Origin of the sequence: Streptomyces sp. 4F14 (assembly GCF_048159485.1) — a bacterium.
In the GTDB taxonomy this organism is placed as follows: Bacteria; Actinomycetota; Actinomycetes; order Streptomycetales; family Streptomycetaceae; genus Streptomyces.
Window position 1 is genome coordinate 138,702 of record NZ_JBLRVY010000024.1, and the last position, 25,179, is coordinate 163,880.

General features: G+C 72.2%; 23 protein-coding genes and 2 pseudogenes. 12 read left to right on the plus strand and 13 right to left on the minus strand.

The window, feature by feature from the left end; all coding sequences use genetic code 11:
* Positions 1–24: 24 nt before the first annotated feature.
* Complete coding sequence (locus ACLZOT_RS34345; protein WP_416973064.1) at positions 25–1,044, plus strand: hypothetical protein; 1,020 nt, start codon at positions 25–27, stop codon at positions 1,042–1,044.
* Here the strand turns inward: ACLZOT_RS34345 and ACLZOT_RS34350 are convergent.
* A complete protein-coding gene (locus tag ACLZOT_RS34350) occupies positions 1,041–1,922 on the minus strand; it encodes a sigma-70 family RNA polymerase sigma factor (RefSeq protein WP_416973065.1) in 882 nt (293 codons plus the stop codon). The genes ACLZOT_RS34345 and ACLZOT_RS34350 overlap by 4 nt on opposite strands.
* 83 nt (positions 1,923–2,005) lie before the next feature.
* Between ACLZOT_RS34350 and ACLZOT_RS34355 the strand changes: the two genes are divergently transcribed.
* Positions 2,006–2,647 carry a flavodoxin family protein gene (locus ACLZOT_RS34355; protein WP_416973066.1) on the plus strand — a complete coding sequence of 214 codons (642 nt, stop codon included), beginning with the start codon at positions 2,006–2,008 and terminating at the stop codon, positions 2,645–2,647.
* Between the two features lie 596 nt (positions 2,648–3,243).
* Here the strand turns inward: ACLZOT_RS34355 and ACLZOT_RS34360 are convergent.
* Positions 3,244–4,103 (minus strand): annotated as a pseudogene (locus ACLZOT_RS34360) (helix-turn-helix domain-containing protein); the annotation flags it as partial.
* Between the two features lie 76 nt (positions 4,104–4,179).
* Here ACLZOT_RS34360 and ACLZOT_RS34365 point away from each other — a divergent pair.
* The 3 genes and pseudogenes from ACLZOT_RS34365 to ACLZOT_RS34375 form a co-directional block, all read left to right on the plus strand.
* A pseudogene (locus tag ACLZOT_RS34365) lies at positions 4,180–4,768 on the plus strand (alpha/beta hydrolase); the annotation flags it as partial.
* Between the two features lie 151 nt (positions 4,769–4,919).
* Positions 4,920–5,699 (plus strand): SDR family oxidoreductase, encoded by a 780-nt coding sequence (locus ACLZOT_RS34370; protein ID WP_416973067.1) that lies wholly within the window; start codon positions 4,920–4,922, stop codon positions 5,697–5,699.
* A 35-nt stretch (positions 5,700–5,734) separates the two neighbouring features.
* A complete protein-coding gene (locus tag ACLZOT_RS34375; protein WP_416973068.1) occupies positions 5,735–6,361 on the plus strand; it encodes a TetR/AcrR family transcriptional regulator in 627 nt (208 codons plus the stop codon).
* 12 nt (positions 6,362–6,373) lie between these two features.
* Here ACLZOT_RS34375 and ACLZOT_RS34380 read toward each other — a convergent pair whose 3' ends face one another.
* The 3 genes from ACLZOT_RS34380 to ACLZOT_RS34390 form a co-directional block, all read right to left on the minus strand.
* The gene (locus tag ACLZOT_RS34380) at positions 6,374–7,522 is read right to left on the minus strand and encodes an NAD(P)-binding domain-containing protein (RefSeq protein WP_416973069.1); all 1,149 of its coding nucleotides are present in this window, start codon (positions 7,520–7,522) and stop codon (positions 6,374–6,376) included.
* A gap of 101 nt (positions 7,523–7,623) precedes the next feature.
* Positions 7,624–8,541, minus strand: a complete 918-nt coding sequence (locus tag ACLZOT_RS34385) for a tetratricopeptide repeat protein (RefSeq protein WP_416973105.1) — start codon at positions 8,539–8,541, stop codon at positions 7,624–7,626.
* Entirely contained in the window at positions 8,507–10,423 is a 1,917-nt protein-coding gene (locus tag ACLZOT_RS34390; protein ID WP_416973070.1) for a BTAD domain-containing putative transcriptional regulator, read from the minus strand. The genes ACLZOT_RS34385 and ACLZOT_RS34390 overlap by 35 nt, the downstream gene beginning before the upstream one ends.
* Before the next feature lie 160 nt (positions 10,424–10,583).
* Here ACLZOT_RS34390 and ACLZOT_RS34395 point away from each other — a divergent pair, with 160 nt between their 5' ends.
* The 3 genes from ACLZOT_RS34395 (at position 10,584) to ACLZOT_RS34405 (ending at position 12,974) form a co-directional block, all read left to right on the plus strand.
* The gene (locus ACLZOT_RS34395; protein ID WP_416973071.1) at positions 10,584–11,015 is read left to right on the plus strand and encodes a peptidase inhibitor family I36 protein; all 432 of its coding nucleotides are present in this window, start codon (positions 10,584–10,586) and stop codon (positions 11,013–11,015) included.
* A complete protein-coding gene (locus ACLZOT_RS34400; RefSeq protein WP_416973072.1) occupies positions 11,012–11,911 on the plus strand; it encodes a hypothetical protein in 900 nt (299 codons plus the stop codon). Before ACLZOT_RS34395 ends, ACLZOT_RS34400 begins: the two co-directional genes overlap by 4 nt.
* Positions 11,912–12,014: 103 nt before the next feature.
* Positions 12,015–12,974, plus strand: a complete 960-nt coding sequence (locus tag ACLZOT_RS34405; RefSeq protein WP_416973073.1) for a quinone oxidoreductase family protein — start codon at positions 12,015–12,017, stop codon at positions 12,972–12,974.
* Between the two features lie 10 nt (positions 12,975–12,984).
* Here the strand turns inward: ACLZOT_RS34405 and ACLZOT_RS34410 are convergent, their stop codons facing one another.
* Entirely contained in the window at positions 12,985–13,872 is an 888-nt protein-coding gene (locus ACLZOT_RS34410) for a helix-turn-helix transcriptional regulator (RefSeq protein ID WP_416973074.1), read from the minus strand.
* Between the two features lie 150 nt (positions 13,873–14,022).
* Between ACLZOT_RS34410 and ACLZOT_RS34415 the strand changes: the two genes are divergently transcribed.
* The 3 genes from ACLZOT_RS34415 (at position 14,023) to ACLZOT_RS34425 (ending at position 17,193) form a co-directional block, all read left to right on the plus strand.
* Complete coding sequence (locus ACLZOT_RS34415; protein WP_416973075.1) at positions 14,023–15,216, plus strand: Cmx/CmrA family chloramphenicol efflux MFS transporter; 1,194 nt, start codon at positions 14,023–14,025, stop codon at positions 15,214–15,216.
* Positions 15,213–15,692, plus strand: a complete 480-nt coding sequence (locus tag ACLZOT_RS34420; RefSeq protein WP_416973076.1) for an AAA family ATPase — start codon at positions 15,213–15,215, stop codon at positions 15,690–15,692. Before ACLZOT_RS34415 ends, ACLZOT_RS34420 begins: the two co-directional genes overlap by 4 nt.
* Positions 15,693–15,834: 142 nt before the next feature.
* Entirely contained in the window at positions 15,835–17,193 is a 1,359-nt protein-coding gene (locus ACLZOT_RS34425) for an alpha-L-fucosidase (protein WP_416973077.1), read from the plus strand.
* A gap of 7 nt (positions 17,194–17,200) precedes the next feature.
* On the opposite strand, the gene ACLZOT_RS34430 is transcribed toward ACLZOT_RS34425, so the two are convergent.
* Genes ACLZOT_RS34430 through ACLZOT_RS34445 form a run of 4 tightly spaced genes read right to left on the minus strand, consistent with a single transcriptional unit; the run spans position 17,201 to position 20,487 of the window.
* Positions 17,201–18,133, minus strand: coding sequence for an ABC transporter substrate-binding protein (locus ACLZOT_RS34430; protein WP_416973078.1), 933 nt, complete (start codon positions 18,131–18,133; stop codon positions 17,201–17,203).
* A gap of 11 nt (positions 18,134–18,144) precedes the next feature.
* Entirely contained in the window at positions 18,145–18,807 is a 663-nt protein-coding gene (locus tag ACLZOT_RS34435) for an ABC transporter permease (protein ID WP_416973079.1), read from the minus strand.
* 1 nt (position 18,808) lies between these two features.
* Positions 18,809–19,450, minus strand: coding sequence for an ABC transporter permease (locus ACLZOT_RS34440; protein ID WP_416973080.1), 642 nt, complete (start codon positions 19,448–19,450; stop codon positions 18,809–18,811).
* Positions 19,447–20,487 carry an ABC transporter ATP-binding protein gene (locus ACLZOT_RS34445; RefSeq protein WP_416973081.1) on the minus strand — a complete coding sequence of 347 codons (1,041 nt, stop codon included), beginning with the start codon at positions 20,485–20,487 and terminating at the stop codon, positions 19,447–19,449. The genes ACLZOT_RS34440 and ACLZOT_RS34445 overlap by 4 nt, the downstream gene beginning before the upstream one ends.
* Before the next feature lie 142 nt (positions 20,488–20,629).
* On the opposite strand from ACLZOT_RS34445, the gene ACLZOT_RS34450 reads away from it, so the two are divergent.
* On the plus strand, positions 20,630–22,132 hold the full coding sequence (locus ACLZOT_RS34450) for an aromatic amino acid ammonia-lyase (RefSeq protein ID WP_416973082.1): 1,503 nt from the start codon (positions 20,630–20,632) through the stop codon (positions 22,130–22,132).
* Here the strand turns inward: ACLZOT_RS34450 and ACLZOT_RS34455 are convergent.
* The 3 genes from ACLZOT_RS34455 to ACLZOT_RS34465 are packed head-to-tail and all read right to left on the minus strand — an operon-like array spanning position 22,125 to position 25,175.
* Entirely contained in the window at positions 22,125–22,967 is an 843-nt protein-coding gene (locus ACLZOT_RS34455) for a carbohydrate ABC transporter permease (RefSeq protein WP_416973083.1), read from the minus strand. The genes ACLZOT_RS34450 and ACLZOT_RS34455 overlap by 8 nt on opposite strands.
* Positions 22,957–23,901: a carbohydrate ABC transporter permease gene (locus tag ACLZOT_RS34460; RefSeq protein ID WP_416973084.1), complete on the minus strand. Its 945-nt coding sequence runs from the start codon at positions 23,899–23,901 to the stop codon at positions 22,957–22,959. Before ACLZOT_RS34460 ends, ACLZOT_RS34455 begins: the two co-directional genes overlap by 11 nt.
* Positions 23,902–23,903: 2 nt before the next feature.
* Positions 23,904–25,175 carry an ABC transporter substrate-binding protein gene (locus ACLZOT_RS34465; RefSeq protein ID WP_416973085.1) on the minus strand — a complete coding sequence of 424 codons (1,272 nt, stop codon included), beginning with the start codon at positions 25,173–25,175 and terminating at the stop codon, positions 23,904–23,906.
* Positions 25,176–25,179: the final 4 nt, after the last annotated feature.

Here is a 25,179-nt window from a genome sequence, read left to right on the forward strand (position 1 = left end):
GTTCAGATCACCGAGGGGGATAACGTGAAACGTGCTGTGCGCTGGACGGCCGGGGTGTGCGCGGCCCTGTCGATCGCCGTCGCGAGCGGCTGCGGCTCGGGGAAGGGCGACGACCCCGCTCCCCGGCCCCACACCGAGTTGATCACCGCGCTGAGCGGCGTCAGGGACAGCTTCCTGACGCACTACTGGAGCGAGTTCGGCGACGTCGCCGGCGTCCGCGCCCGGGGAGCCGCCGAGAATCCGGACCCCCTCCTCGGGTACGGCGAGTCCCAGCTGGTCCAAGCCGCCGCCCAGCTCCACGACCTGACCGGCATCGACCCGCTCGCCGCCCGCACCGCCCTGACGCTGGGCCAACCCCCTGAGCAAGTAGGGGTTCTGAACGGCACGTTCGACCCGTCTGCCATCGGCGCCAAGCTCCAGAAGCTCGGCTACAAGAAGCGCGACGTCGGCGGCGGCGAGGCGGAGTGGGTGATCCGCGACAACCACGCCATCGACGCGAACGACCGGTTCGCGCAGCTGGGCATCCTCACCGCGCTGAACGTCATCCGGGTCTCCCCGACCCGCGTCGTCTACGCGGGCGCGACCAAGGACATCGACACCAAGACGCTCACCGGCCCCCGGCCGCTCTCCGACGCCTTCGACGTCGGCGCGGTCGCGGACTGCCTCGGCCCGGTGAAGGCCGCCCAGATCGGCATGGACATCAACACCTCGCCGAAGCTGATGGGTATCGGCGTCCAGACGTCGTCGCCTCAGGACGCGACGGCGGTCGTCTGCATGGTGACCAAGAGCCGGGACGCCGCCGAGGACATCGCCTCCGCCTGGCCCGGCCGCGTGCAGTCCGTGACCTCCTACCTGACCAACGAACCCTGGTCGAAGGTCCTCGCCGACCCGAAGGCCGAGGTCCTCGACGGCTCCGAACACGTCGTACGGCTCACCGCCCGCCCCCTGGGCAAGGTGACCGCCCTCTTCGATGCCTGGCGTGCCAAGGACCTCGGCCCCCTGCTGACCGGCACCCGCCCGGACCCGACGGTCTCGGCCCGCTAGGCGGGCACCGCGAGTTCGAGCAGCCCCAGCCGCTCCGGATCGCCGGTCACCCGGTACTCGGCGATCCGGCCGTCCCGCACCAGGAACGTGAGCACGAGACGGAGCCGGCCCTGAGGCGCGACCGCGAGACCCACACGACCGTCGACGAGGACGACGTCGGCGGCCTGCGCGTTGCGGGTGAGCAGCAGAGTCTCCTCGACGATCGCCTCCGCGCCCCGCACCTCCAGCGGTACGCCGGGCGGCAGGGCGAGCGCGTCGGCGCGGCGTACGGCGTCCGGGGCGAGGACGGCGAGCAGACCGGCGATGTCCCGGCCGCGCGCGGCGGCGAGGAACGACTCGACGACCCGGCGGTGTTCGGCCAGGTCTACGTCGTCCTCGGGCGGTGTCGCGCCGTGGACACGCAAGCGCGCTCGGCTCGCGAGCTTCTTGGCCGCCGCCGGGGTGCGGTCCACGATCGGGGCGATCTCGTCGAACCTCACCGCGAACAGGTCGTGCAGCACGAACGCGATCCGCTCCGCCGGGGTGAGCCGGTCGAGGACGACGAGCAGCGCGCGGCCGACCGACTCGACCAGGACCGCTTCCCGCTCCGGGTCCGGCGCGCGGTCGTCGGTGACCGTCTCGGCGGCGGCCTGCTCGGCGGGGACCTCGCGGCGTGCCGTACGGGAGCGCAGCATGTCGAGGCAGATCCGGCCGACGACTCGCGTGAGCCAGGCGCGGAGGTCGTCCACGTCGGCCGGGGCGGAGCGGTCGAGGCGGATCCACGCCTCCTGGACCGCGTCCTCGGCGTCAGCGAGCGAGCCGAGCATGCGGAAGGCGACGGCGCGGAGGTGGCCGCGATGCGTCTCGAAACGTTCGGCTGTCGCGTCCCGCTCGTCCATCGGTCACCTTTTCGCGCGCTGCTTCGTCCTGTGTTCGGAAACCGGCTTCTGGGAGCCGGATTTGTACGAGAACGGAGTATTACATGATCGAGTCGACGGCTGTTCGAGACGGTTCGACGCGGGTGGCGGTCGCCTTCCACAGCGGCTACGGCCACACCGCCCGGCAGGCCGAGGCCGTGGCGGACGGCGCCCGTTCCGTCGCCGGGACCCTCGCGGAGCTGGTCGCCGTGGACGACCCCGACGACCCCGTGCTGTGGGAGGCGCTGGACGCCGCCGACGCGATCGTCTTCGGCACCCCCACCTACATGGGCAGCCCCTCGGCGGTGTTCAAGGCGTTCGCCGAGCGCACCAGCAAGGTCCTCGCCGACGATCTGCGCTGGCGGGACAAGGTCGCGGCCGGGTTCACGACCAGCGGTGGCATGAGCGGCGACAAGCTGAACACGCTGGTCGACCTGACGGTCCTCGCGGCGCAGCACGGGATGCTCTGGGTCGGCCTCGACCTGCCCGCCGGGTGGTCCACGAGCACCGGCTCGGCCGAGGACGCGAACCGGATCGGGAGCTGGCTCGGCGCGATGGCCCAGGCGGACGCCGACCGGGGGGCCGATGTCGCGCCGCCCGCCTCGGACTTGCGGACCGCGTTCCGGCTGGGGGAGCGGGTCGCGGGGATCGCGCGGGTGCAGCGGGTGGGGCGAGGTGTCGGGGCCGCACAGGGGCTAGTTGTGTGAGCTGTTGTGAATGCTATGCTCGTCACATTCATCTGAGCTAATGAACTGGCCCGGTGTCGTCACGAGGGAAGAGAAGGTCCGTTGCCCATCCGAACGAGGATCATGTCCACGACGGCACTGCTCGCCGTGACCGCCCTGGCCACTCTCACCGCGTGCTCGTCGAACGACGACGGCCCCGCCTTCACCGGCGGCGACGACAACACCCCGACCGCCTTCCCCACGCCGTCGGCCCCGGTCGGCGCGATGACCTCGGCCACGGGCGACGTGAAGATCGACTCCTGCGAGGTCGACTCCGCGACGAAGATCCCCGAGGCCGAGGTCACGGTCACCAACAGCGGCAAGGACTCGGCGACGTACCTGGTCCAACTGGAGTTCGTGGACGGCTCCGGCACCCGCGTCGCCGAGGGCGCCGCCACCGCGAACAGCCTCGGCGCGGGCCAGAAGTCGAAGCAGACGGCCGGCGGGACGGCCCAGGTCACCTCGAACGTCACCTGCAAGATCGCGAAGGTCCAGCGCCTCGCGGGCATGTGACCCTCAGGAACACCTGCCCCAGTGAACCGAACAGGTCGGCGCGGCGCAGGACTTGATCGGAACCCGGCTCCCGGCCACGCCATCTCGTCGACCGCGAGGAACGGTTCGCGGGCCACCGTCGCCGGGGTCGCCCCCGTGTATGCCGCGACCTCCCGATGCAGGTGCGACTGGTCGGCGTACCCGGCGTCCGCCGCGACCCGGGACGCCGGCTCGCCCGCGACCAGGCGGTGGGCGGCGTGGTCGAAGCGCACCAGGGTGGCGGCGCGCTTGGGCGGCAGGCCGAGTTGGGCACGGAACCGGGACCACAGGCGCCCCCGGCTCCAGCCGACTTCGGCGGTGAGTGCATCGATCCGGGCCAGGCCGCGGGTGGCGGCGATACGGTGCCAGGCCCGGGCGACTTCCGGGTCCACCGGCGGTGCCGCCTCGTAGCGGCGGGTCAACAGCGCCTCCGTCAGCGCGAAACGCCCCTCCCGCGACGGCACTTCGGCGAGCCGCTCGCGGATCCGGTCGGCCTCACGGCCCCACAGGGCGTCCAGCGGGACGGCGTCACCGTCGAGGTCGGCGAGGGGGACACCGAGTACCGCGCGTGCGATCACGGGAGACAGCCGTACCTGTACGCATTCGACGTCCTCGCGCGCACCACGGCCGCGCCGCGCACCACGTCCTCGCCGCGCACCACGGCCGCGCCGCCCGACCCCAGTCCGGGCCCGGCGACGAGGGATCCGCGCTGTCGTCCTGCCGCGCGGTCGAGTACGGGGGTTCCCGCCCCGAACTCCAGGAGCTCCGTCACCGCCGGGTGCGAAACCATCCGCAGCGCGTCCAGATCGCGGACCCGGAACCCGGCCATCGAGAGACCGACGACGCGGCTGGGACGCTCCGGGCAGGCGACGTCCCACGTGGTGGTGCCGTGCCGGAAAGTCCCCACAGGCTCAGGCTACTTGAGGGGGCGCGGGGAACATTCGTCCAATACGACGATGGGCGCCCGCCGCGACAGTGGGCGCATGACCGACACCCTGACGCCGGACGACGGCGACATCCACGTACGCCACGACGGCCCCCGCGACGCCCCCGTACTCCTCCTCATCCACGGCTCCGCGTCCTCGGCCCGCTCCTGGGACGCCCTGGTCCCCCTGCTCACTGCCCTCGCACCACGTCGTCCGCCCCGACCTCCTCGGACACGGATGCTCGGCCAAACCCGCCGACCGCGGCTACGCCCTCCCCGGCCAGGCGCGGCGCCTGGCCGCCGTACTGGACCGGCTCGGCGTCGGACACGCCGTGGCCGTCGGCCACTCCAGCGGCGGCGCGGTCGCGACGGCCCTGACGGAACAGCGCCCCGACCTGGTGAGCGGGCTCGCCCTCATCAACACCGGTCCCGGTCTGCACGCGTTCATCGCGTCCGGCGCCGACATCTCCCAGTGGCCGCCGACCGACGAACAGATCCGCCGGTTCGCGAGCACGGGCTTCAGCCGGCCCGGCTACGAGATCCCGCCCGAACTCCTCGACGAGGTCCGCCAGATGACGCTGCACACGCTCACGGCGACGATGCGAGGGACGCGCGCGTACCTCGACGAACGCCCCCTCCCCGAACGGCCGCCTCCCTGCTGGCGTTCACCAGAGAGCTGACGTGAATACCTACGAGTGTTGGAAAACCTGCATCCGTAGGCTAACGTGGATGTCGAGCGGTCGCCGCTGAGAGCGACCGCCTCGTGTGTCCGTGTCGCTTCACGAAGAGGGGAATGCCATGAATCTCGATCTCGCGGGCAAGACCGCTGTCGTCACCGGTGCCAGCCGGGGTATCGGTCTCGCCACCGTCCGTACGCTCATCGCCGAGGGGGTCAGGGTGGCGGGGGCCGCTCGGAGTGTCACGGCGGAGCTGAAGGAGACGGGTGCGTACGCGGTGGCCGCCGATCTGAGTACGGGGGAAGGGGTGACCGCCCTCATGGACGCCGCGCTCGCCGAGCTCGGCGGGATAGATCTGCTGGTGAACAACGTGGGTGGCGGAGACGGGGCGACCGTCGGGTTCCTCGATGTCGCGGACGCCGAGTGGACCGGAGCGTTCGACATGAACGTCCTCAGCACGGTCCGCGCCACGCGCGCGGCGCTGCCCAGCCTGATCGAACGGCGGGGCGCGGTCGTGAACGTGTCGTCGATCCTGGCCCTGATGCCGGGCGGCTTCCCGCCCGCGATGAGCGCGGCGAAGGCCGCCGTCACCGCGCTCGGGAAGGCCCTGTCGGAGGAGTTCGGCCCGCAGGGCGTCCGCGTGAACACCATCTCCCCGGGGCTGGTCGACACGTCCGTCTACTCGAACCCCGAGGGCACGGTCGCCCAGTGGGCCGCCGCGTCCGGCATGAGCCTCGCCGAGTTCCGGCAGCAGATGGTGACGGGGCAGAACGTCACGACGGGCCGCATGACCGCACCGGAGGAGGTGGCATCACTGATCGCGTTCCTGCTGTCCGGCGTCGCGGGGAACATCACCGGCGTGAACTACGTGATCGACGGCGGCACGGTCAAGGCGGCCTGAGGGCCACGTCGGGAGGGGTCGGTAGGATCACGCGGATGGCCACGACGAAGAGCAGCGGTACCCCGCCGGTCGACCGGCGCGTACGGCGCACCCGCACGACCCTGGAGCGCGCCCTGATCGACCTGGTCGGTGAGCAGCGGGACCTGGCACAGATCAGCGTCGCCGACGTCGCGGACCGGGCCGAGGTGAGCCGCTCGACGTTCTACGACCACTACAAGGACGTCCACGAACTCGCCGAGGCCGCCAGCACCTCGATGATCGACGACATGATCGGGTTCGTCCTGGACCTCGACCCCACCCGCACGGGCGCCTCCGACGAGGACCCGGACCCCGCGCTGACCGCGTTCTTCGCCCACTTCGCGCAGCACGCCGGTCTCTACCGCAGCCTCCTGGGCCCCACGGGCAGCGCCCGTGTCATCGAGCACGTCCGCCGCCGGACCACGGCGACCGCGTACCACTCCGCGCACCTCGCCCCGGCGGACGGCGTCGAACCGGACCCCTCGGACCTCCCGCACGACGTCCCGGCCGCGTTCGTCGCGGGCGCGCTCCTCGGCGTCGCCACGGACTGGCTGCTGCGCGGCTGTCCCCGCCCGCCCGCCGAGATGACCCGCCTGACCAAGCCGCTCCTGACCGCCCTCGCGGACGGGTCGTCCGGGCGGTAGCCGGCGCGGCGCTCAGCCGACCGGCACCCGCGCCGGGTCACCGTCCTGCGCGGCCGCCGCCTTCCACCGCCGCAGCAGACTGTTGACGGCCTGGCGGCCCGCGCGGTTGGAGCCGACGGTGGACTGGGACGGCCCGAACCCGACGAGGTGGACGCGGGGCTCACGGGCGGGCTGGGTGCCGAGCATGGTGATTCCGCCGGACTCGTTGCGCAGGCCCAGGGGGTCCAGGTGCGCCAGCGCGGCCTTGAAGCCGGTGGCCCACAGGATCGTGTCGACGGTGGTGAAGGAGCCGTCGGCCTCCCGGACGCCGTGGGGCTCGATCGCGGTGAACATGGGCCGGCGCTCCAGCGCCCCGCGCGCCTTGGCGGCCAGCGCGTACGGGGTCCAGGCGAGACCGGTGTACGAGACGACGCTCCCGGTCGGCCGCCCCGCCTCGACGTCGGCGGCGACCTTGGAGATGATCTCGCGGCCCTCGACCTCGGGGTTGAACCAGCTGTCGCGGAAGACGGGGGCACGGCGCGTGTACCAGAGGGTGGTGGCGACCCGGGAGATCTCCTCCAGCTGCTGGAGCGCGGAGATGCCACCGCCGACGACGGCGACGCGCTGCCCGGCGAACCGCTCGGCGGACCCGTAGTCACGGGTGTGGAGCTGGACGCCGGTGAAGGTCTCCTGGCCGGGGTAGTGCGGCAGGACGGGGTTGGTCCAGGTGCCGGTGGCGTTGATGACGGCCCGCGTGGTCCAGGTCCCGGCACTGGACTCCACCTCCAGCTCCCCGTCGGGCCGCGCGTCCAGCGCCCGCACCGAGCTGACGGTCACCGGCCGCAGGATCGGCAGCCCCACCGCCTCCTCGAACCCGGCGAAATACCGGGGCACGGCCGTACGGCTCGGCTCCTCGGGGTCGACCGGCGGCTGCGGGAAGTCCGGCAGGTCGAAGATGCCGTTCACGGTGTTCATGCGCAGCGACTCCCAGCGGTGCCGCCAGGCCCCGCCGGGCGCGGGCTCGGCGTCGAGGACCACGAAGGTGCGGTCACCGGACGGGTCGTCGAGGGCGCTGGTGAACCCACGCCGCTTGAGGTGGTACCCGGCGGAGAGACCGGACTGCCCACCGCCGATGACGACGACACCCGCGCGCCGCGTGTGACCGGTGAACTCGTGCTGCATCGCGACTCCTGAAGGCTGCCTGACCGGGCATGTCCTTCAACAAGCTGACGTATCACCTATTCCCGCAGGGGGTGCGCTCGGTGAACCCGGCGGCCTCGGACCTACTCGACGTCGAGCAGACGCTGGACCCGTTCCGCGTGCCCGGCGCGGTGCTGGTCCCGGTACAGCGTGGCCGCCTCCTCCCAGGCGGCGCGCGCCCGGTCGCGCCGGCCCAGCGCACGGTAGGCGTGCCCCAGGCGGTCGAGCGTGTCGGCGGCCCAGTAGTCCCCGCCGAGCGCGCGGTACCGGTCCGCCGCGAGCCGGTAGTGGTCCACCGCCTCACCGTGCCGGCCGGTGCGGTCGGCGATGTAACCGAGGCTGTCCAGGACGTCCGCCTCCAGCGACGCGTGCCCGACCCGCCGGCACAGCTCCAACGCCGTCTCGCAGTGCTCACGCGCCTGCTCGTAGCGGCCGAGCAGGGCGCTGTACCAGCCCACCGAGTTGAGCGCGGTGGCCTTCGTCACCGGCTGGTCCACCCGCTCGTGCAGCACCAGGGCGCGGGTGGCGTGCTCCAGCGCCGCCGGGACGCGGTCCCGCTGCCCGTACGCCTGGGCGAGCGAGATGTGGATGAGGGCCTGGGAGCCGTGATCGCCGGCCCGCTCGGCGAGGCCCAGCGCGTGCGTCAGGTGCTCCGTGGCCTCCTCATGGGCTCCGGCATGCGCGGCGGCGTGCCCGAGCTGCCGGTGCACCGTCACCTGGACGTCGAGCGCGTCGTCCAGGCCGAGGGCCGCGAGGCCGGCCCTGCACATCGCGAGGCGGTCGCGGGCCCGCCCGAGCAGGCTGTGGAAGTGGTCCAGACCCCACACGAACTGCCACACGAGCTGCCGCCAGCCCCGCTCCGCCGCCAGCCCCTGGGCGGCGAGCACATTGGGCAGCTCCCCGGCGAGCCACCGCACCGCCTCGGCCTGCGTGGCCAGCGGCTGCGGCCGGCAGCCGGGCACCGGGTCACCGAGACCCCGAGGCGTCTCGTACACCCGCATCAACGGGCGGGTCGCGCACGCGGTGTGCAGATAGAACTCGGCCAGCCGCCGCAGCGCCGCCTCCCGGTCGTCCGCCGAGACGTCCTCGCGGCCCCGCTCGGCGGCGTACAGCCGGACGAGGTCGTGCATGCGCCAGCGGCCGGAGTCGTGCTCCTCGACGAGGTGCAGGTTCTCCAGCGCGCAGGGCCGTGCGGGCCGCAGAGCCGGGCAGGCCCGCGAGGGAGGAGAGCGCGAACAGACCGATGTCGGGGCCGGGAGCCAGCCCCAGCAGCGCGAACAGCCGCGCCTGTACGGGCGCCAGCGCGCGGTACGACCAGGACAGCACCTGCGGCAGGCTCGCCGAGGGCATGCCGTCGTCCAGGGCGTCCAGCCTCGTCGCGGACTCCCGCAGCTCGGCCGCGAGCCGCGCCAGCGGAAGCCTCGGCGCGCACGCCGCACGGCCGACGACGACGCCCAGCGCGAGGGGGTACCCGGCGCACACCGCCAGCAGCTCGGCCACGGAGTCCGGCTCGGCCGCCGTACGCGCGGTGCCCAGCCGCGTGTCCAGGAGGCGGCGCGCGTCGTCAGGGCTCAGCGCGTCGAGCCCGAGGGGCCGGGCATCGTGCCGGACGACCAGCTCGGTCAGCTTGCGGCGGCTGGTGACCAGCACCACGCACCCCGGGTGGCCGGGCAGCAGGGGCACGACCTGGTCCGGGCCGGCCGCGTTGTCCAGGACCAGCAGCATCCGCTTGTCCGCCAGCAGACTCCGGTACAGGCTGGTCAGGCCGTGCAGGGTGGACGGCACCGCGCCCGGCGCGACCCCCAGCGCCTCCAGGAAACCCCGCAGGGCCGTCGCCGGCTCCATCGGGGGCGACGACGGGCTGAAACCCAGCAGATCGACGAAGAGCTGACCGTCGGGGAAGCGCCCGGCTCGGCGGTGCGCCCAGTGCAGCGCCAGCCACGTCTTGCCGATGCCGCCCGCCCCCGCGACCGCCGAGACGACCACCGTGGCGGGCCCCTCCGCGCTGTCGGCCACGACCTCGTCCAGCCGGGCCAGTTCCCGCGCCCGGCCCGTGAACCCCCGCGCCTCCAGTGGCAGTTGCGCCGGGACCACCGAGGCCCTCACCGGCGGCCGGGCAGCGGGCCGCACGTCGTCGCCGCGCAGCACCGCCTCATGCGCCCGCCGCGCCTCGGCACCCGGATCGGCGCCCAGCTCCTCGACCAGCCGCTCCCGCAGACCGGCGTACACCGCCAGCGCCTCGGGGCCCCGCCCGGCGGCGTGCAGCGCCCGCATGAGCGCCACCGCGTACGGCTCGACCAGCGGATGTTCCGCGAGCAGACCGGTCAGCGCACGGATCACCTCCGTGTGCCGGCCCTCGGCGGTCTCCGCGTCCGCCCACGCCGCCACCGCCTCGACCCGGTACTGCCCCCAGCCGTGCCGGGTGCGCCGCACCCACTCCCCGGGCAGCCCCGCGAGCGGCTCACCGCGCCACAGCCCGAGCGCCTCACCCAGCAGCGTGCTGCGCTCGGCGTCCGCGAGGCCGGCGCGGCGGGCCCGCTCGACCAGGTGCCGGAACCGGTGCACGTCGACCCGGTCGGGCGGTACGTCGAGCAGATAGCCCCCGGGACCGCGCCGCAGCCGCGCGGCGGCATCGCCCGCGGGCGGGTCCATGTCCGCGAGCGTCCGGCGGACCCGGGTGATGTGGGCGTACAGCGAGGGGCGCACCTGGGCGGGCGGGTCCTGCCCCCAGACCCGGTCGATCAGGGTCTCCACCGGCACCCAGCGGCCCGCGTCCACCAACAGCGCCGCCAGCACCGTGCGTTGCTTGGCCGGGCCCGGGTCCACGGCGGCGCCGTCCGCGCTCCGTAACTCGACCGTGCCCAGCAGCAGGAAGTCGCTCATGCTCACCCCGAGTCACTCCGGTCCACCGCCCCCACGGTGTTGCTCCCCCACCAGCCGACCCGCGCCGACCAGTAAAGCAAGGTTTTCGCAAGGTGCCTGCCCACATTCACGCCACACCGTGGGACCGCAGTTCGAAACCTCGACTCCAAGGAGAAGAACCATGCAGAGACTGTCCATCGCACGCACGGCGACGGCGTTCGGCTCGGTCGCGGCGATCACCCTGGGCGGGTTCCTGGTCGCCTCACCCGCTTCGGCCGCCTCCAACTGCCCGGCCGGCTACCACTGCGTGTTCAAGGACAACCAGGGCGACAACCAGCGCCACAACTACTTCAACACCGACAACAGCTTCACCAACGACAGCTTCAGCAACGGCGGTGGAGTCGTCAACGACAACATCACCGCGGCGAGCAACTCCTCGACCGGCGGCTACGAGAGCCACTACTACCGGGACATCAACCACGTGGGCTTCCTGTTCTGCGTGAACCCGGGCCGGCAGACCCCGACATACCTGCCCTCCTCCCAGAACGACCAGGCGAGCTCGCTCCTCCTCAGGGGGACGACGAGCATCACCTGCTTCAACCTGACCGGATGACGGTCGACGGACGAGAGGACCTCGGCGGCCACCGGCCGCCGAGGCGCCTCATGGCGACGACACTGCTGTTGCCGGTGGTGGCGGCGCTGGGTACCGCGTGCTCGAACGCCCCAGCCCCCGCCGCCGGCCCCGCGACCGCGCCGAGCGCCGTCGCGCCCCACTGGCTCCCGCCCATCTACGCCGCCGTCTACGACACCGAGGAGGTGGGCAACCGGATCGGAGCGGCGAAGGAGGAGCTGATCGCGCGCTGCATGAAGCAGGCCGGCTTCTCCTACCCGGCCCCCGCCAAGGCCGGGGTCCCCGACCGCCCCAAGCCGTTCGGGCTGGAATCCCTCGAACAGCCCCTGGCGTCGCGGGAGCGCCCGGTCGTCGAGAAAGCGGGGCCCGTGGACGAGAAGTACATGCGGGCGCTGTACGGCGACGAGAACGGCTGCCGGACCCAGGCCGACGTACGGCTGCTCGGCGAGCGGAAGAACCTCAAGAGCTGGTCGGACACCCGTGTCGCCCTGTACAAGGCGGAGGTACGGGCACAGGACCTGCTCCGGCGACACCCGGACTTCGCGTCCCTGAACGCGAGTTGGGCCGCCTGCATGAAACGGGCGGGGTTCACGCTGCGCGAGCCGTCGCAGGTGCTGGACGAACTCCCCGCGAAAGCGACGTTCAAGGCCGAGCCGGTCGCACGGGCAGACGTGTCCTGCAAGGGCGAGACCGGCTATCTGCGGTGGGCGTACACCGGTCTCGCCGCCGCCCAGCGGCAGGTGCTCACCGAGACCCCGGACCTGCTGCCCACCTGGAAGCTGCTGCTGCGCCGGCAGTGCGACGCCGCGCAACAGATCCTGGCCCGGCCCGCCACGGACCCCGCTCCCGGCGACACGTACTCCTGCCCGACCGCCTGACCACCGGAAGAGCCCGGCCCACCTGGACCCAGGTCCGGGTGGGCCGGGATCAGACCCCGTCGGGGCAGGTCAGGGGCCCAACACTGGGTGCACGAAGACGATCGTGACCCGCCGTGTCGGCACCCCTCCCGAGATGGCCGTCGAAGAGCGCCCCCAGCCCGTACGCCGCGCCGGAACCACCCTGGTCCGCATGCGCGCGGCGACCGTCAACCAGTTCGCCAACTCCCTGCGCACGGGGCACTTCGGGGCGCCGCCCGTGCCGCTCGTGCTCGGCAACGAGGGAGCGGGCGTCGTCGAGGAGAGCGACCGGTTCCCGGCCGGTACACGGGTCGCGGTCTACGGGCACGGCGACATCGGGGTCCTGGTGGACGGGCTCTACCAGGAGTGGGCGGTCGTCCCCGACCACCGGCTCCTCGAACTGCCCGAGACCCTGACCTTCTCGGAGGGCTCGGCTCTCACCGTCAACCACCTGACCGCGTACATCGCCCTGACCCGGATCGCCGGAGTACGGGAAGGACAGACCCTCCTCGTCTCCGGCGCGGCCGGCGGCGTCGGCGGCGCGCTCGTGCAGACCGGCACGGCCCTCGGCGCCCGGTCCATAGCCGTGGTCTCCTCACCGGCCAAGGCCCGCCACGCCGCCCGCGCCGGAGCGCACGCGGTCATCGACCTGTCCCGCGAGGACCTCGGCGCACGGGTCGCCGAACTGACCGACGGCCAGGGCGTCGACCTGGCGGCGGACCCCGTCGGCGGACCCCGCCTCGGCGAACTGCTGCGCGCCGTACGCCGCCACGGCACCCTCGTCTCCCTCGGCTTCACCGGCGGCAAGCGGGCCGACATCGACATCGTCGACCTCCTCGTCGGCGAGAAGCACGTCACCGCCTACGCCCTGCACGCGGACACCGAGACGGCCACGCGCGAGGGACTCGACGCGCTGGGGCGGCTCGCCGCCGAGGGGAAGCTGCGCCCGGTCATCGACAGCACCGTTCCCCTCGACGACTTCGAGCAGGGCTTCACCCGGCTGGCCTCCCGCGAGGCCGTCGGCTCGGTCGTCCTCGAACTCTGACGGCCCCGGCTCACGGCGTGTCGTGGGTCTCCTTCAGGGCGTGGGCGTCCCGCGTGGGGGCGCTCCAGCTGGCGAGGAGGGACAGGGCCTGGGCCGACGCGGAACCGGGCTCGGCGCTGTACAGGCACACGCTCTGCCCCGGGTCGGCCGGAAAGGAGAGGGTCTCGTGGTGGAGGGTGAACTCCCCCACCACCGGGTGGTCGAAGTGCTGCGTCCCGTGGACACACTGCGCCACCCGGTGGCTGTCCCACCACGTGCCGAACTCCGGCACCTCGACGGCCGCCTCGCCGATCAGCTCGTTCAGCAGCGCGTCGTCACGATGGCGCCCGGCCTCCAGACGCAGGTCGGCGACGACGATCTCCGCGACCTCGTCCCAGTTCCGGTACAGCCGCCTGGCCGCCGGGTCGAGCAGGACGTACCGGGCGAAGTTGCGCTCCCGGTAGGGCAGCGCGTCCCAGTCGACGATCAGGGCGCGGGCCAGGGGGTTCGAGGCGAGCACGTCCTGCCGGTGGTTGGCGACGAACGCGGGGACCGCGCCGTTCAGGGTGTCCAGGAGCTGATGGACGTCCGGCCGCACCCGCTGCACGCGCTCCGGACGGCGCGGACGGGAACGCGTGACGCGGTGGCGGACGAGGTCGAAGAGGTGGTCGCGCTCGTCGTCCGACAGCAGCAGCGCACGCGCCACGGAGTCCAGGACGGCTTCGGAGACGCGCGGGTGACGCCCCTGTTCGAGACGCGTGTAGTAGTCCGTGCTCACCCCGGCCAGCCGCGCGACCTCCTCGCGGCGCAGACCCGGGACCCGGCGTACGCCCGCCCCCGGAGGCAGCCCCGCCTCGGCCGGGTTCAGGCGGGCTCTGCGGGTGCGCAGGAAGTCTCCGAGTTCGGCGTTCCGCTCCATCCCCCCAGTATTCGGCCCCCTCGGCACCGGCGCCGGGCCGAGGGTGGCCCACCTGGACCCCGGCTCGGCCGGGCCAGGTACGGCGGCGTACGGGCCGCCGGTACGGGAGAGCCTGGACGGCGTCCGCCCGTGAACGTCCCCCGGAGCACCATGCCTCTCCTCGTCCACCTCCTCGGCTTCGGCACCTTCGCGCAAGGCACCTCGGAGTTCATGCTCGCCGGGCTGCTGCCCCCGCTGGCCGACGATCTCGGCGTGTCCCTGCCGGACGCCGGGCTGCTGGTCTCGGCGTTCGCGGCGGGGATGATCGTCGGCGCCCCGCTGCTGACGCTGGCCACGCTGCGGCTGCCGCGCCGGGCCGCGCTGGTGGGTTTCCAGGCGGTGTTCGTCGCCGGGCACGCGGCCGCCGCGCTCGTCCCCGACTTCGGGTTCCTGCTGGCGATGCGGGTCGTGACGGGGATGGCGTACGCGGGGTTCTGGGCGCTCGCCTCGGTCGCGGCCGTGTCCGCCGTCCCGCCCTCCCGGCGCGGCAGGGCCATGTCGGTCGTGGTGTCGGGGCTGAGCCTGTCGATGATCCTCGGCGTTCCGGCGGGCACGGTGCTGGCGCAGCACGCGAGCTGGCGGGCGGCGTTCTGGGCGGTCGCGGCGCTGAGCGCGCTGTCGGCGCTCGCCGCACTGGTCGCGCTGCCCGGTGGCCGTGACACCACGGCCCATCGGCCCCGCCTGCGCGCCGAACTGCGGTCGCTCGCCGTACCCCGGCTGTGGGTCGCCTACACCACCACAGCCCTGGCGGTCTCCGCCACGATCGCCGTCTTCTCCTACCTCGGCGCCCTCCTCGAAGACGTCACAGGTGTCCCCGAATCCCTCGTGCCGCTGGTCCTCGGCCTGTACGGCGTCGGCGCGCTGGCCGGGCTGACGGTGGGCGGACGCGTCGCCGACCGGGCCCCGTACGCCGTCCTCCTGACCGGCATGGGCACGGCCGCCGCCGCGGCCGCCGCCATCGCGCTGACCGCCGGGGTCCCGGCACTGGTGATCCCGCTCGCGGTTGTCCTCGCAGCCGGGGGTTTCGCCACCAACCCGGCGGTCAACGCCCGGGTGTTCACGCTCCTCGGCGACACCCGCACCCTGGGCGGCGCCCTCAACATCGTCGCCTTCAACGTCGGCATCGCCGTCGCCCCCTGGCTCTCCGGCCTGGTCATCGACACGGGCCTCGGCCTTCCGGGCATCGGCTGGATCGGCGCGGCCTTCGCCCTCGCGGCGCTCGCGAGCACCCTCACGGACCGGGCCCTCGCCGGCCGGGAAACCGTTTCCGCCGCCCGGGACGCCTGCGCGAGCATGCACGTATGAACCGTCCCGTACTGATCCTCCTCTGCGGGCTCCCCGGCTCCGGGAAGACGACCCTCGCCAAGCGGTTGGTGCGGGAGATCCCGGCGGTGCGGCTGTGTCCGGACGAGTGGCTGGCCGACCTCGGGATCGACCTGTTCGACGAGGAGGCGCGTGACCGGCTGGAGCGGCGGTTGTGGGAGCACGCCCAGGACCTGTTGCGGCTCGGGCAGACCGTGGTGCTGGAGTTCGGCTTCTGGGGCCGCGCCGAGCGCGACGAGAAGCGTGCGGTGGCGCGGGCGCTCGGGGTCGGCGTGGAGCTGCACCATCTCGCCGTACCCGTCGACGAGTTGGGCCGGCGTCTCGCGGGGCGGGGCAGTGCGCCGGGGCTGGTGCCGGTGAGCCGGGAGCTGCTGGAGGGGTACGCGGCGGTGTTCCAGGCGCCCGGCGCGGACGAGCTGGCTCTGTTCGACGCCCCTCGGAGATCCTACCTTTCGTAGGCCGATTGAAGCCCCGATCACGCACCACGTGCACACCCCTGGACGCACTCCTTGTCGACCCTCCAGAATCATCCGATGTGTGACGCCGTGCCTCGTGGCCGTCACGCATCGTCCCGCTGCCCCCCACCCCTGGAGTCGCTCCGTGTCCACGCTCAGCCGACGTTCCCTCGTGAAGGCCGCCGCCCTCGCCGGAGGCGCCGTCGCCTTCGGCCTGCCGGGGACGGCGCAGGCGTACTCCGTGCCCGCGAAGATGGACTGGTGGTACGCGGCCCGGTTCGGGATGTTCATCCACTTCGGGTCGTACTCCTACCGGGGCCACGGCGAGTGGGCGTTCTACAGCGAGAACTGGGCCAAGGCGCCGTACCAGAACCAGGTCAGCGCCCCCTTCGCGCCGGTCTCCTTCAGCGCCGCCGACATCGCCGAACTCGCCAAGAACGCGGGCATGAAGTACCTCGTGATCACCGCCAAGCACCATGAGGGGTACGCGATGTGGGACTCGGACGTACCGAGTTTCACGGACACCACCGGCACGAAGGAGTACAACCTCCACGACTACAGCGGCTACCGCCCCGACCTCCTCGCGGAGCTGAAGCGGGAGTGCGAGCGCCGGGGCATCAGGTTCGGCCTCTACTACTCGATCATGGACTGGAACCACTCCTCGCAGACCGTCAACCACCGCACGGTCTTCTCCTCCATGACCTCCCTGTCCGCCCGCACCGCGTACATCGCCGACATGAAGGCCCAGCTCCAGGAGCTCCTGGACCGCTACGACCCGGCGGTGCTGTGGTTCGACGGCGACTGGTGCGGCAACCCGGCGGCCCCGACGCTGGACGACTGGTGGGTGGAGTCCGACGGCCGGGAGCTGTACGACTGGCTGACCGCGCGCAAGCCCGACCTGATCGTCAACGAGCGCGTGAAGCGTGACCTGGGCCTCGGGGACTTCGCGTGCCCGGAGGAGAAGGTGCCCCCGGCCCCGCTGGAGCGCCCGTGGGAGACCTGCGTGACCATGAACGGCGCCTGGGGCTACAACGAGGGCCGGGAGAACTCGTACCGCTCGGTCCACGACCTCCTCCAGGAGTTCGTCACCGTCGTCTCCCGCGACGGCAACTACCTCCTCAACATCGGCCCCACGGGCGCGGGCACCGTCACCCCGGGCACCCGGAAGGTCCTGACCGGCTTCGGCGCCTGGACGGCGACGTACGGCGACAGCGTCTACGGCACCACCGGCAGCCCCTTCGCCGCCGAACCGGCGTGGGGCAGGTTCACCGCGAAGGACGGCCGGCTCTTCGCGCACGTCTTCACCTGGCCCACCACCGGCACCCTCCAGATCCCGGCGCTCCGCAACAGGATCACCCGCGTCTTCGCGATGAACGCCCCCGGGACGAGCCTCCGCTACCGGCGCACCGGCGACACGATCACCGTCACGGTCCCGGCCACCGCGCCGAACCCTGACGTCTCGGTCCTGTGCGTCGAGGTGTGCGGACGGCCCGCCGGGGTCTGACAGGCGGCTACTTCAGCAGCCCGTGCCGCTTCGCGTAGGCGTTCGCCACGTCGTCCGGATCCTTCTTCTCGCCGTCCACCTGCCGGTTCAGCTCGGTGAGGTGGGCGGTGGTGAGGACGTTGCCGAGGCGGGCGAGCGCCTTGCGGACCGTGGAGTCGGCCTTGCGGTCGGCGATGAGCGGGACGACGTGCTGGCCGGGGATGAGGTTCTTCGGGTCGGCGAGGACGACCCACCCGTTGTCGAGGATGTCGGTGTCGGTGGTGAAGAGGTTCGCGACGTCGATGTCGCCCTTCTTCAGGGCGCCCTTGACGAGCGGCCCGGAGGAGTCGAGGGACTTGAACTCCTTGAACTCGACGCCGTACACCTCCTTCAGCCCGACCACCCCCACCTTGCGCTTCTTGACCTCGGGGGCGGCGCCGAGGATCAGCTTGCCGTTCTGCTTGCGCAGGTCGGCCAGCGAGGCCAGCCCGTACTTCTCGGCGGTCGCGCGGGTGACGGCGAACGCGTCGGCGTCCTCGGCGAGCCCGTACGGCAGGACCTGGAGGCCGCCCGGCAGGGCGATGGTGAGGGCGTTCTGCATCTCGCCCTCCTCGCTGGCGGTCGCCTTGTGGTCGAGGTAGTCGAGGAGGGCGCCCTGGTACTCGGGCAGCAGGTCGATGTCGCCGCCCTGGAGCGCGGGGATGACGATCTCGCGGGTGCCGAGGTTGGGGCGGACCTTGACCTTGACGCCGGCCTGGGTGAGGACGGCGGCGTAGAGGTAGCCGAGGATCTGGTTCTCGGTGAAGTTGGCGGTGCCGATGGTGATGCCGTCCTTGCTGGAGCCGCCGCCGGAGGTGTCCGTGCTCGTGTTGTCGAGCGAGGTGATGCCGCCGGAGCAGGAGGCGAGCGCGGGGACGGAGGCCGCGGCGAAGAGGCCGCCGAGGAGAGCGCGTCGGTTCATGGTGGGGTTCCCTAGGCGGTGCGGTGGCGGAAGAGGAAGCGCTGGAGGCCGCTGAGCATCAGGTCGAGGACGATGGCCACCGCGGCGACGAGGACCGCGCCGCCGAGGACCTGGACGAGGTCGCGTTGCGCGAGGCCGTCGAAGACGTACCGGCCGAGGCCGCCGAAGGAGACGTACGCGGCGATGGTCGCGGTCGCGACGACCTGGATCAGCGCGAGCCGCAGCCCGGTCATGATCAAGGGCAGCGCGAGGGGGAGTTCGACCTGGAACAGGACCTGGTGGCCGCGCATGCCCTGGCCGCGCGCCGCGTCCTTGACGTCCGGGTCGACGGCCGTCATCCCGGCGTAGGTGTTGGTGACGATGGACGGGACGGCGAGGGCGACCAGCGCGACGTACACCGGCAGCATGGACAGACCGCCGGCCAGGAAGACCAGGACGACGAGGCCGACGGTCGGCAGGGCGCGGCCGAAGGACGCCAGGTTGATGGCGAGGAAGGCGCCCTTGCCGGTGTGGCCGATGAGCAGGCCGAGCGGGAGGCCGATCGCGGCGGCCACGAGGGTGGCGAGCAGCGAGTACTGGAGGTGCTCGGCGAGCCGGTGGGCGATGCCGTCGGTCCCGGACCACTGGGCGCCGCTGGTCAGCCAGGAGCCGAGGTTCTTGAAGAGTTCGTACATGTCAGGCTCGCCGCCTCTTCCACGGGGTGAGGACGTACTGCACGGCGACCAGCGCGGCGTCCGCGACGACGGCGAGCAGGATCGTGAGGGCCACGCCCGCGATGACCGGGGTCGGGAAGTCGCGCTGGAAGCCGTCGGTGAAGAGCTGGCCGAGTCCGCCGTCGCCGATGTAGGTGGCGACGGAGACGAGGGAGATCGACATGACGGTGGCGATCCGGACGCCGGCCATGATCACGGGGAGGGCGAGGGGGAGTTCGACGGTCAGCAGGACCCGCAGCGGGCGGGTGCCCATCGCGACGGCCGCCTCCTTGGTCTTCGCGGGCACCGAGTCGAGGCCCTCGACGGTGTTGCGCAGCAGCACGACCAGTGTGTAGACGGTCAGGCCGATGACGGTCGTGGTGCGGGTGAGGCCGCTGACCGGCAGCAGGAGCACGAAGATCGCGATGGACGGGATCGTGAACAGCACGTTGGACAGGCCCAGGAGGACGCCGCGCAGGGGGCGGACCCGGTGGGCGAGCACGGCCAGCGGCAGGGAGACCAGCAGGCCGAGCAGGACGGCGGTGAGCGCCGCCTGGAGGTGGGAGAGCGTGAGGCTGGTGAGGTCGTCGGTGTGGTCCGCTATCCAGGACCAGTCGACGCTCACGCCGCCCTGCCTGCGCGCGCCGCGGTGTGGGCGTGGCCCGCGTGGTCGTGGATGTCGGCGCGCGAGGTGACGCCGGTCAGGGTGCCGTCGGCGTCGACGCGTGCGACGAGGCCGGTGGGGGAGGCGAGGGACTCGTCGAGCGCGGCGAGCAGGGAATCGTTGTCGCGCAGGGGCCGGACGGGCAGCTCGGCGCCGTCGGATGCCCAGTGCCGGGGCCTACGGGCCGCGTCGAGGACGAGCGTCCAGGGGCCGCCCTCGGGGGCCGGGCCCTGCGGGACGTCCGTGAGGGTCTTGAGCGACAGCAGCTTCAGACCGCGTTCGGCGCCGAGGAACCCGGCCACGAAGTCGTCGGCGGGCCGGGCGAGCAGTTCGGCGGGGGAGGCGCACTGCACGAGGTGGCCGCCGGTACGGAAGACGGCGATCTTGTCGCCGAGCCGTACGGCCTCGTCGATGTCGTGCGTGACGAAGACGATGGTCTTGCTCAACTCCTTCTGCAGGCGCAGGAGTTCGTCCTGAAGCTGGGTGCGGACGACGGGGTCGACCGCGCCGAAGGGCTCGTCCATGAGCAGCACCGGAGGGTCGGCGGCGAGCGCGCGGGCCACGCCCACGCGCTGCTGCTGGCCGCCGGAGAGCTGGTGGGGGTAGCGCTTGCCGACGTCGGGGCTCAGGCCGACGGTCTCCAGGAGGTCACCGGCGCGGGCGCGGGCCTTGCGGCGTCCGTGGCCGAGCAGGAGGGGGACGGTCGCGATGTTGTCGAGGACCGTGCGGTGCGGGAAGAGGCCGGCCTGCTGGATGACGTAGCCGATGGAGCGGCGCAGCTCGGCCGCGTCCTGGCGGGTGACGTCCTTGCCCGCGACCTCGATGGTGCCGGAGGTCGGCTCCACCATGCGGTTGATCATGCGCAGCGTGGTGGTCTTGCCGCAGCCGGAGGAGCCGACCAGGACGGTCACGCCGCCCTCGGGCATGTCCAGCGTGAGGTCGTGCACCGCTGTCGTGCCGTTGGGGAAGCGCTTGTGGACCGCGTCGAATTGGATCATGAGTTGCCCCTTGCCCGGGATGCATAACGTCATGCAGAGTTCATCGCGACTGAATAACTTGTCAACGGTTCGAGGCCGATCCATCGTGGCGGATGATCGGTGGGTGGGACACAGTGTCCACATCTGGGAGGTTATTTCTTCAATGTCGTCTCGGATTCTGGACGCCACGGAGGCCGTACAGAACGGCGTCGTCGTCCTCGACGGAATCGCCCTCGGCGTCCCGGACATCGTCCGCCTCGCCGACGGCACCGCCCGCCCGGTCCCCGGCACCGACGCGATGCGCCGCACCACCGACGTCTGGGACGCCGCCCGGCAGATCGCCGCCACCGGACGCGTCTACGGCCGCTCCACCGGCGTCGGCGCCAACCGGGGCGAGGCCGTCCCCACCGACGAGGCCGCCGCCCATGGACTGCGCCTCCTGCGCAGCCACGCCGGAGCCATCGGCGAGGAACTCCCCGCCCGGCAGATCCGCGCCATGCTCGCCGTCCGCGCCAACCAGCTCCTCGCCGGCGGCGCGGGCCTGCGCCCCGGCGTCGTCACCGCCCTGTGCGAAGCCCTGGAGAACGGCGCCCACCCCGTCGTCAACGAGTTCGGCTCGGTCGGCACCGGAGACCTCGCCGCCCTCGCCCAGGTCGGACTGGCCCTCGCCGGCGAACACCCCTGGCGCGGCCCCGGCGCCCCCGCACCCCAGCCCCTCGACAACAACGACGCGCTCGCCCTCATCAGCAGCAACGCCCTGACCCTCGGCCAAGCCGCCCTCGCCGTCGCCGAGTTGCGCGGCCTCGTCCAGGCCACCCAGGTCGTCGCCGCCCTCTCCCTGCTCGCCGTCGACGGCTCCCACGAGGCGTACGCCGCCCCCGTGCACGCGGCCCGCCCGCACCGCGGCTCCATCGAGGTCGCCCGCCGCATGCGCGAGCTGATCGGCGCCGACGACCACCCCGTCCCGCCCCTCGGCCGCATCCAGGACCCGTACGGCTTCCGCTGCCTGCCCCAGATCCACGGCCCCGCCCACGAGGCCGCCGACGCCCTGGAGGACGTCCTCGGCATCGAGGTCAACGCCGCCGCCGAGAACCCCCTCATCTGCCCCGAGGACCAGACCGCCTACCACCACGGCGGCTTCTACCAGGCCCAACTGGCCCTCGCCCTGGACCACTTCAGACTCTCCCTGGTCCAGGTCGCCCGCCTGTCCACCGCCCGCCTCTCCACCCTCAACGAACCCGCCTACACCCGCCTGCGCCCCTTCCTCGCCGAGGACCGCCCCGGCTCCTCCGGCGTCATGATCCTGGAGTACGCCGCCGGCGCCGCCCTCGGCGACCTGCGCGCCTTCTCCGCACCCGCCTCCCTCGGCCACGCCGTCCTCTCCCGGGGCGTCGAGGAACAGGCCAGCTTCGCGTCCCTCGCCGCCCGCCAGACCCTGCGCGCCTGCGGGGCGTACCGGCTCGTCGTCGGCTGCGAACTCGTCGCCGCCGTACGGGCGTTGCGCCTGCGCGACCTGCGCCCCGACCCAGGCCTGCCGATCGCCCGGGCGCTGGAGCTGGCCGAGGAGGTGCTCGACGCCGAACACGCCGACCGCCCGCTGACGGACGACGTGAGCGCGGCGGCCCGGCTGCTGGACCGGTTCACGGAGATCTGGGAGGTCATTTGAGCCCCGAGTGCGCCAGCCCCTCCACGAACTGCCGCTGGGCGACGACGAACACGACCAGCACCGGCAGCACGGTCATCGTCGCGGCGGCCAGCTGGGTGTTCCACATCTCGCCGCCGTACGAGTCCGTGAACCGGGTGAGGGCCTGGGGGAGCGTGAACAGCTCCGGCGAGGTGAGGTACACCGTCGGTTCGAGGTAGAGGTTCCACGACGTCAGGAACGTCAGGATCGCCACCGCGGACAGCGCGGGCCTCGCCAGCGGCAGGAAGATCCGCCACCAGATCGCCGGACGCCCGAGCCCGTCCAGCCGCCCCGCCTCCTCCAGCTCGGCGGGCAGCGCGATGAAGAACTGCCGCATGACGAACGTGGCCAGCACACAGGGCCCGGCGAGCGCGGTGACCAGGATCAACGGCCAGTGCGTGTTGATCATCCCGACCTGTTTGAACATCTGGAACAGGGGCACGATCGTCACCTCGCTCGGCACCAGCAGCCCCGCCAGGACGACCAGGAACAGCGCGTTGGCACCGGGGAAGCGGATCCGCGCGAACGCGTACCCGGCGAGGCTCGACACCAGCAGCGTGATCAGCGTGACCAGGACCGCGATGTAGACACTGTTCGCGTACTGCCGGGCGAACGGCTGGAAGCTGAACGCCTCCCGGTACGCGGAGAACGTCGGATCCGACGTCCACAGCGACGGCGGCGCCTTGAAGATCTCCGGCAGCGGCTTCACCGACGCCGCCACCATCCACACCGTCGGCACCACGAACGGGACCGCCAGCACCCCGAGCGCCACCACCAGGAGCACCCGCCGCAGCGCGGCCCTGTGACTACTCCTCATGGAACACCCACTTCCGGCGCAACTGCCACTGCACCAGCGTCAGCAGCATGACGAACGACAACAGCATCAGCGCGAGCGTCGAGCCGTACCCGATGTGGTTGAACTCGAACGCCTGCTGGAACACGTAGTAGACGAGCACCGTCGTGCTCAACTCCGGCCCGCCGCCCGTCAGTACGGCGATCTGCGCGAACGACTGGAGCGCCCCGACGACCGTGATGATCGCCGTCAGCAGCAGCGTCGGCGAGATCAGCGGGAGCGTGATCCGGGTGAAGAGCACCCTGCTGTTCGCGCCGTCGAGCCGGGCGGCCTCGTACAACTCCGAGGGCACGCCCTGCAACGCGGCCAGGAAGAGCACCATGTTGACGCCGACGCTGCGGACCACCTGTGTGACGACCACCGACACCATCGCGGTGTCGCCGTGCTGGAGCCAGTTCGGCCCGTCGATGCCGACGCTGTCGAGGAGGCCGTTGATCGCGCCGTTGTCCTGGAGGAGGAACCCCCAGACCAGGGTCCACGCGACGACGGAGACGACGACGGGGGAGAAGAACAGGGTGCGGAAGAACGTCGCCCCCCGGAACCGCCGGTTGAGGAGCACCGCGAGCAGCAGCCCCAGCCCGATGTTGAGGACCACGACCCCGCCGCAGAACAGCGCGGTGGCGCCCAGCACGGACGGGAGCTGGGGGTCGTCGGCGAGGGCGGCGTAGTTGTCGGCGCCGACGAAGGTCTGCTCGCCGGTGAAGACGTTCCAGTCGTTGAGGCTGTACCAGACCGCCAGCCCGACCGGGATCAGCACGAACAGGACGACCCCGAGGAGCTGCGGGGCGATGAACAGGTAACCGGCGAGGACGTCGCGGCGGCGGGTCGTCCAGTACGGCGGCTTGGCGGTGCTGCCGGGCGCCTTGGCCTGCACCCGCGAAGGCGTGAGGGTGGCCATGGCTACTTGGCCAGGACCGGTTCGATCGCGGAGCACACCGACTTGAGGACGGCGGCGACGTCCGCGTCGGGCTTCCACATCGCGTCCAGGGCCGTCTTGCCGCGCTGGGCGATCTCGGCCGGGTTGGTGTGGTTGGGGAGCGTGACGGCGTTCGGGAGCTGGTCGACCACGGCCGTCTGGAGCTGGGCGGCCGTCAGCACCTTGTTGTCGGCGGCGAGCTTCGCGCCGGTCAGCAGGGACTTGCGCGGCGGCGGGAAGAACCGGGCGAGCTTCGCCGAGTTCACGGGGTTGGTCAGATAGGCGAGGAAGTCCGTGGCCTGCGCCTTGTGCTTGCTCGCGGTCAGGACGCCCACCCCGGCCTGCCCGATGACCGAGTGCTGCCCGGCCGGACCAGCCGGGAGGGGATACAGGGCGTACTTGAACTTGCCCGTCAGCAGCGAGGAGCGGGAGACCTGGGCGACGGTGAACGCGGCGTCACCGGCGAAGAAGTCGGCCGTCGTCCCCGGCCCCGGCATCGCCTTCGTCCTGAACGCCGCGTCGTGCAGGAACGTGAACGCCTGCCGCATCTGCGGGCTGGTGAACGTGCACTTCCTGCCGTCCTCGCTCCACGCGGAGGCACCGAAGCCGGTCCACACCGTGGCGAGGGTGTTCCACGCCTTGTAGTCGAAGTCCCGGACGACGAACCCGGCCTTCCCGGTCGCCTTGTTGACGGCGGCCCCGGCGGCGGCGACCCGGTCCCACGTCAGGTTCTTCGGGTCGACCCGCTGCCCGGCCTTCGCGAGCAGGTCCGTGTTGACGTACAGCGCGAACGGCGACGTCGAGAACGGGTACGCGTACAGCGTGCCGTCCCGGCTGAACTCCTTGACGGCGCTGGCCTCCAGGTCGTCGTACTGCCAGTCGGCGGTCGACTTCAGCTTGTCGGTGAGGCCCACCAGGGCGTCGGCGGCGATCAGGTCCCGCGACAGGTCGCCCATCCACACCAGGTCGGGGGCGTTGCCGCCGGCGATCTGGGTGGTGAGGGTCGTGTTGTAGGCGTCGAAGGGCAGGCTCTCGAAGGTGATCGACGCGATGTCGGGGTGCTGGGCGCGGTAGGCGGCGGCGATCGAGTCGAACAGCTTCAACTGGTCCTGGTTGGACGTCCAGACGGTCATCCGGAGCTTGACGTCCTTGGCGTCCGTCGATCCGGAGCCGTCGGTGGAGGCGCTGCAAGCGGCGGTCAAGGTCAGCGCTGTCGTGAGGGCGAGAGCACCGACCAGCTTTCTCGTTCTGTTCATGGCG

What these genes read in the sequence shown, in the direction of transcription:
- ACLZOT_RS34385 (WP_416973105.1), bottom strand. Translation starts at nt 8,541, where the DNA reads ATGCGGGTGTACGAGACGCCTCGGGGTCTCGGTGACCCGGTGCCCGGC.
- ACLZOT_RS34400 (WP_416973072.1), top strand. Translation starts at nt 11,012, where the DNA reads ATGACGGTCGACGGACGAGAGGACCTCGGCGGCCACCGGCCGCCGAGG.
- ACLZOT_RS34355 (WP_416973066.1), top strand. Translation starts at nt 2,006, where the DNA reads ATGATCGAGTCGACGGCTGTTCGAGACGGTTCGACGCGGGTGGCGGTC.
- ACLZOT_RS34370 (WP_416973067.1), top strand. Translation starts at nt 4,920, where the DNA reads ATGAATCTCGATCTCGCGGGCAAGACCGCTGTCGTCACCGGTGCCAGC.
- ACLZOT_RS34420 (WP_416973076.1), top strand. Translation starts at nt 15,213, where the DNA reads ATGAACCGTCCCGTACTGATCCTCCTCTGCGGGCTCCCCGGCTCCGGG.
- ACLZOT_RS34435 (WP_416973079.1), bottom strand. Translation starts at nt 18,807, where the DNA reads ATGTACGAACTCTTCAAGAACCTCGGCTCCTGGCTGACCAGCGGCGCC.
- ACLZOT_RS34465 (WP_416973085.1), bottom strand. Translation starts at nt 25,175, where the DNA reads ATGAACAGAACGAGAAAGCTGGTCGGTGCTCTCGCCCTCACGACAGCG.
- ACLZOT_RS34455 (WP_416973083.1), bottom strand. Translation starts at nt 22,967, where the DNA reads ATGAGGAGTAGTCACAGGGCCGCGCTGCGGCGGGTGCTCCTGGTGGTG.
- ACLZOT_RS34350 (WP_416973065.1), bottom strand. Translation starts at nt 1,922, where the DNA reads ATGGACGAGCGGGACGCGACAGCCGAACGTTTCGAGACGCATCGCGGC.
- ACLZOT_RS34415 (WP_416973075.1), top strand. Translation starts at nt 14,023, where the DNA reads ATGCCTCTCCTCGTCCACCTCCTCGGCTTCGGCACCTTCGCGCAAGGC.
- ACLZOT_RS34430 (WP_416973078.1), bottom strand. Translation starts at nt 18,133, where the DNA reads ATGAACCGACGCGCTCTCCTCGGCGGCCTCTTCGCCGCGGCCTCCGTC.
- ACLZOT_RS34450 (WP_416973082.1), top strand. Translation starts at nt 20,630, where the DNA reads ATGTCGTCTCGGATTCTGGACGCCACGGAGGCCGTACAGAACGGCGTC.
- ACLZOT_RS34390 (WP_416973070.1), bottom strand. Translation starts at nt 10,423, where the DNA reads ATGAGCGACTTCCTGCTGCTGGGCACGGTCGAGTTACGGAGCGCGGAC.
- ACLZOT_RS34445 (WP_416973081.1), bottom strand. Translation starts at nt 20,487, where the DNA reads ATGATCCAATTCGACGCGGTCCACAAGCGCTTCCCCAACGGCACGACA.
- ACLZOT_RS34395 (WP_416973071.1), top strand. Translation starts at nt 10,584, where the DNA reads ATGCAGAGACTGTCCATCGCACGCACGGCGACGGCGTTCGGCTCGGTC.
- ACLZOT_RS34410 (WP_416973074.1), bottom strand. Translation starts at nt 13,872, where the DNA reads ATGGAGCGGAACGCCGAACTCGGAGACTTCCTGCGCACCCGCAGAGCC.
- ACLZOT_RS34375 (WP_416973068.1), top strand. Translation starts at nt 5,735, where the DNA reads ATGGCCACGACGAAGAGCAGCGGTACCCCGCCGGTCGACCGGCGCGTA.
- ACLZOT_RS34380 (WP_416973069.1), bottom strand. Translation starts at nt 7,522, where the DNA reads ATGCAGCACGAGTTCACCGGTCACACGCGGCGCGCGGGTGTCGTCGTC.
- ACLZOT_RS34460 (WP_416973084.1), bottom strand. Translation starts at nt 23,901, where the DNA reads ATGGCCACCCTCACGCCTTCGCGGGTGCAGGCCAAGGCGCCCGGCAGC.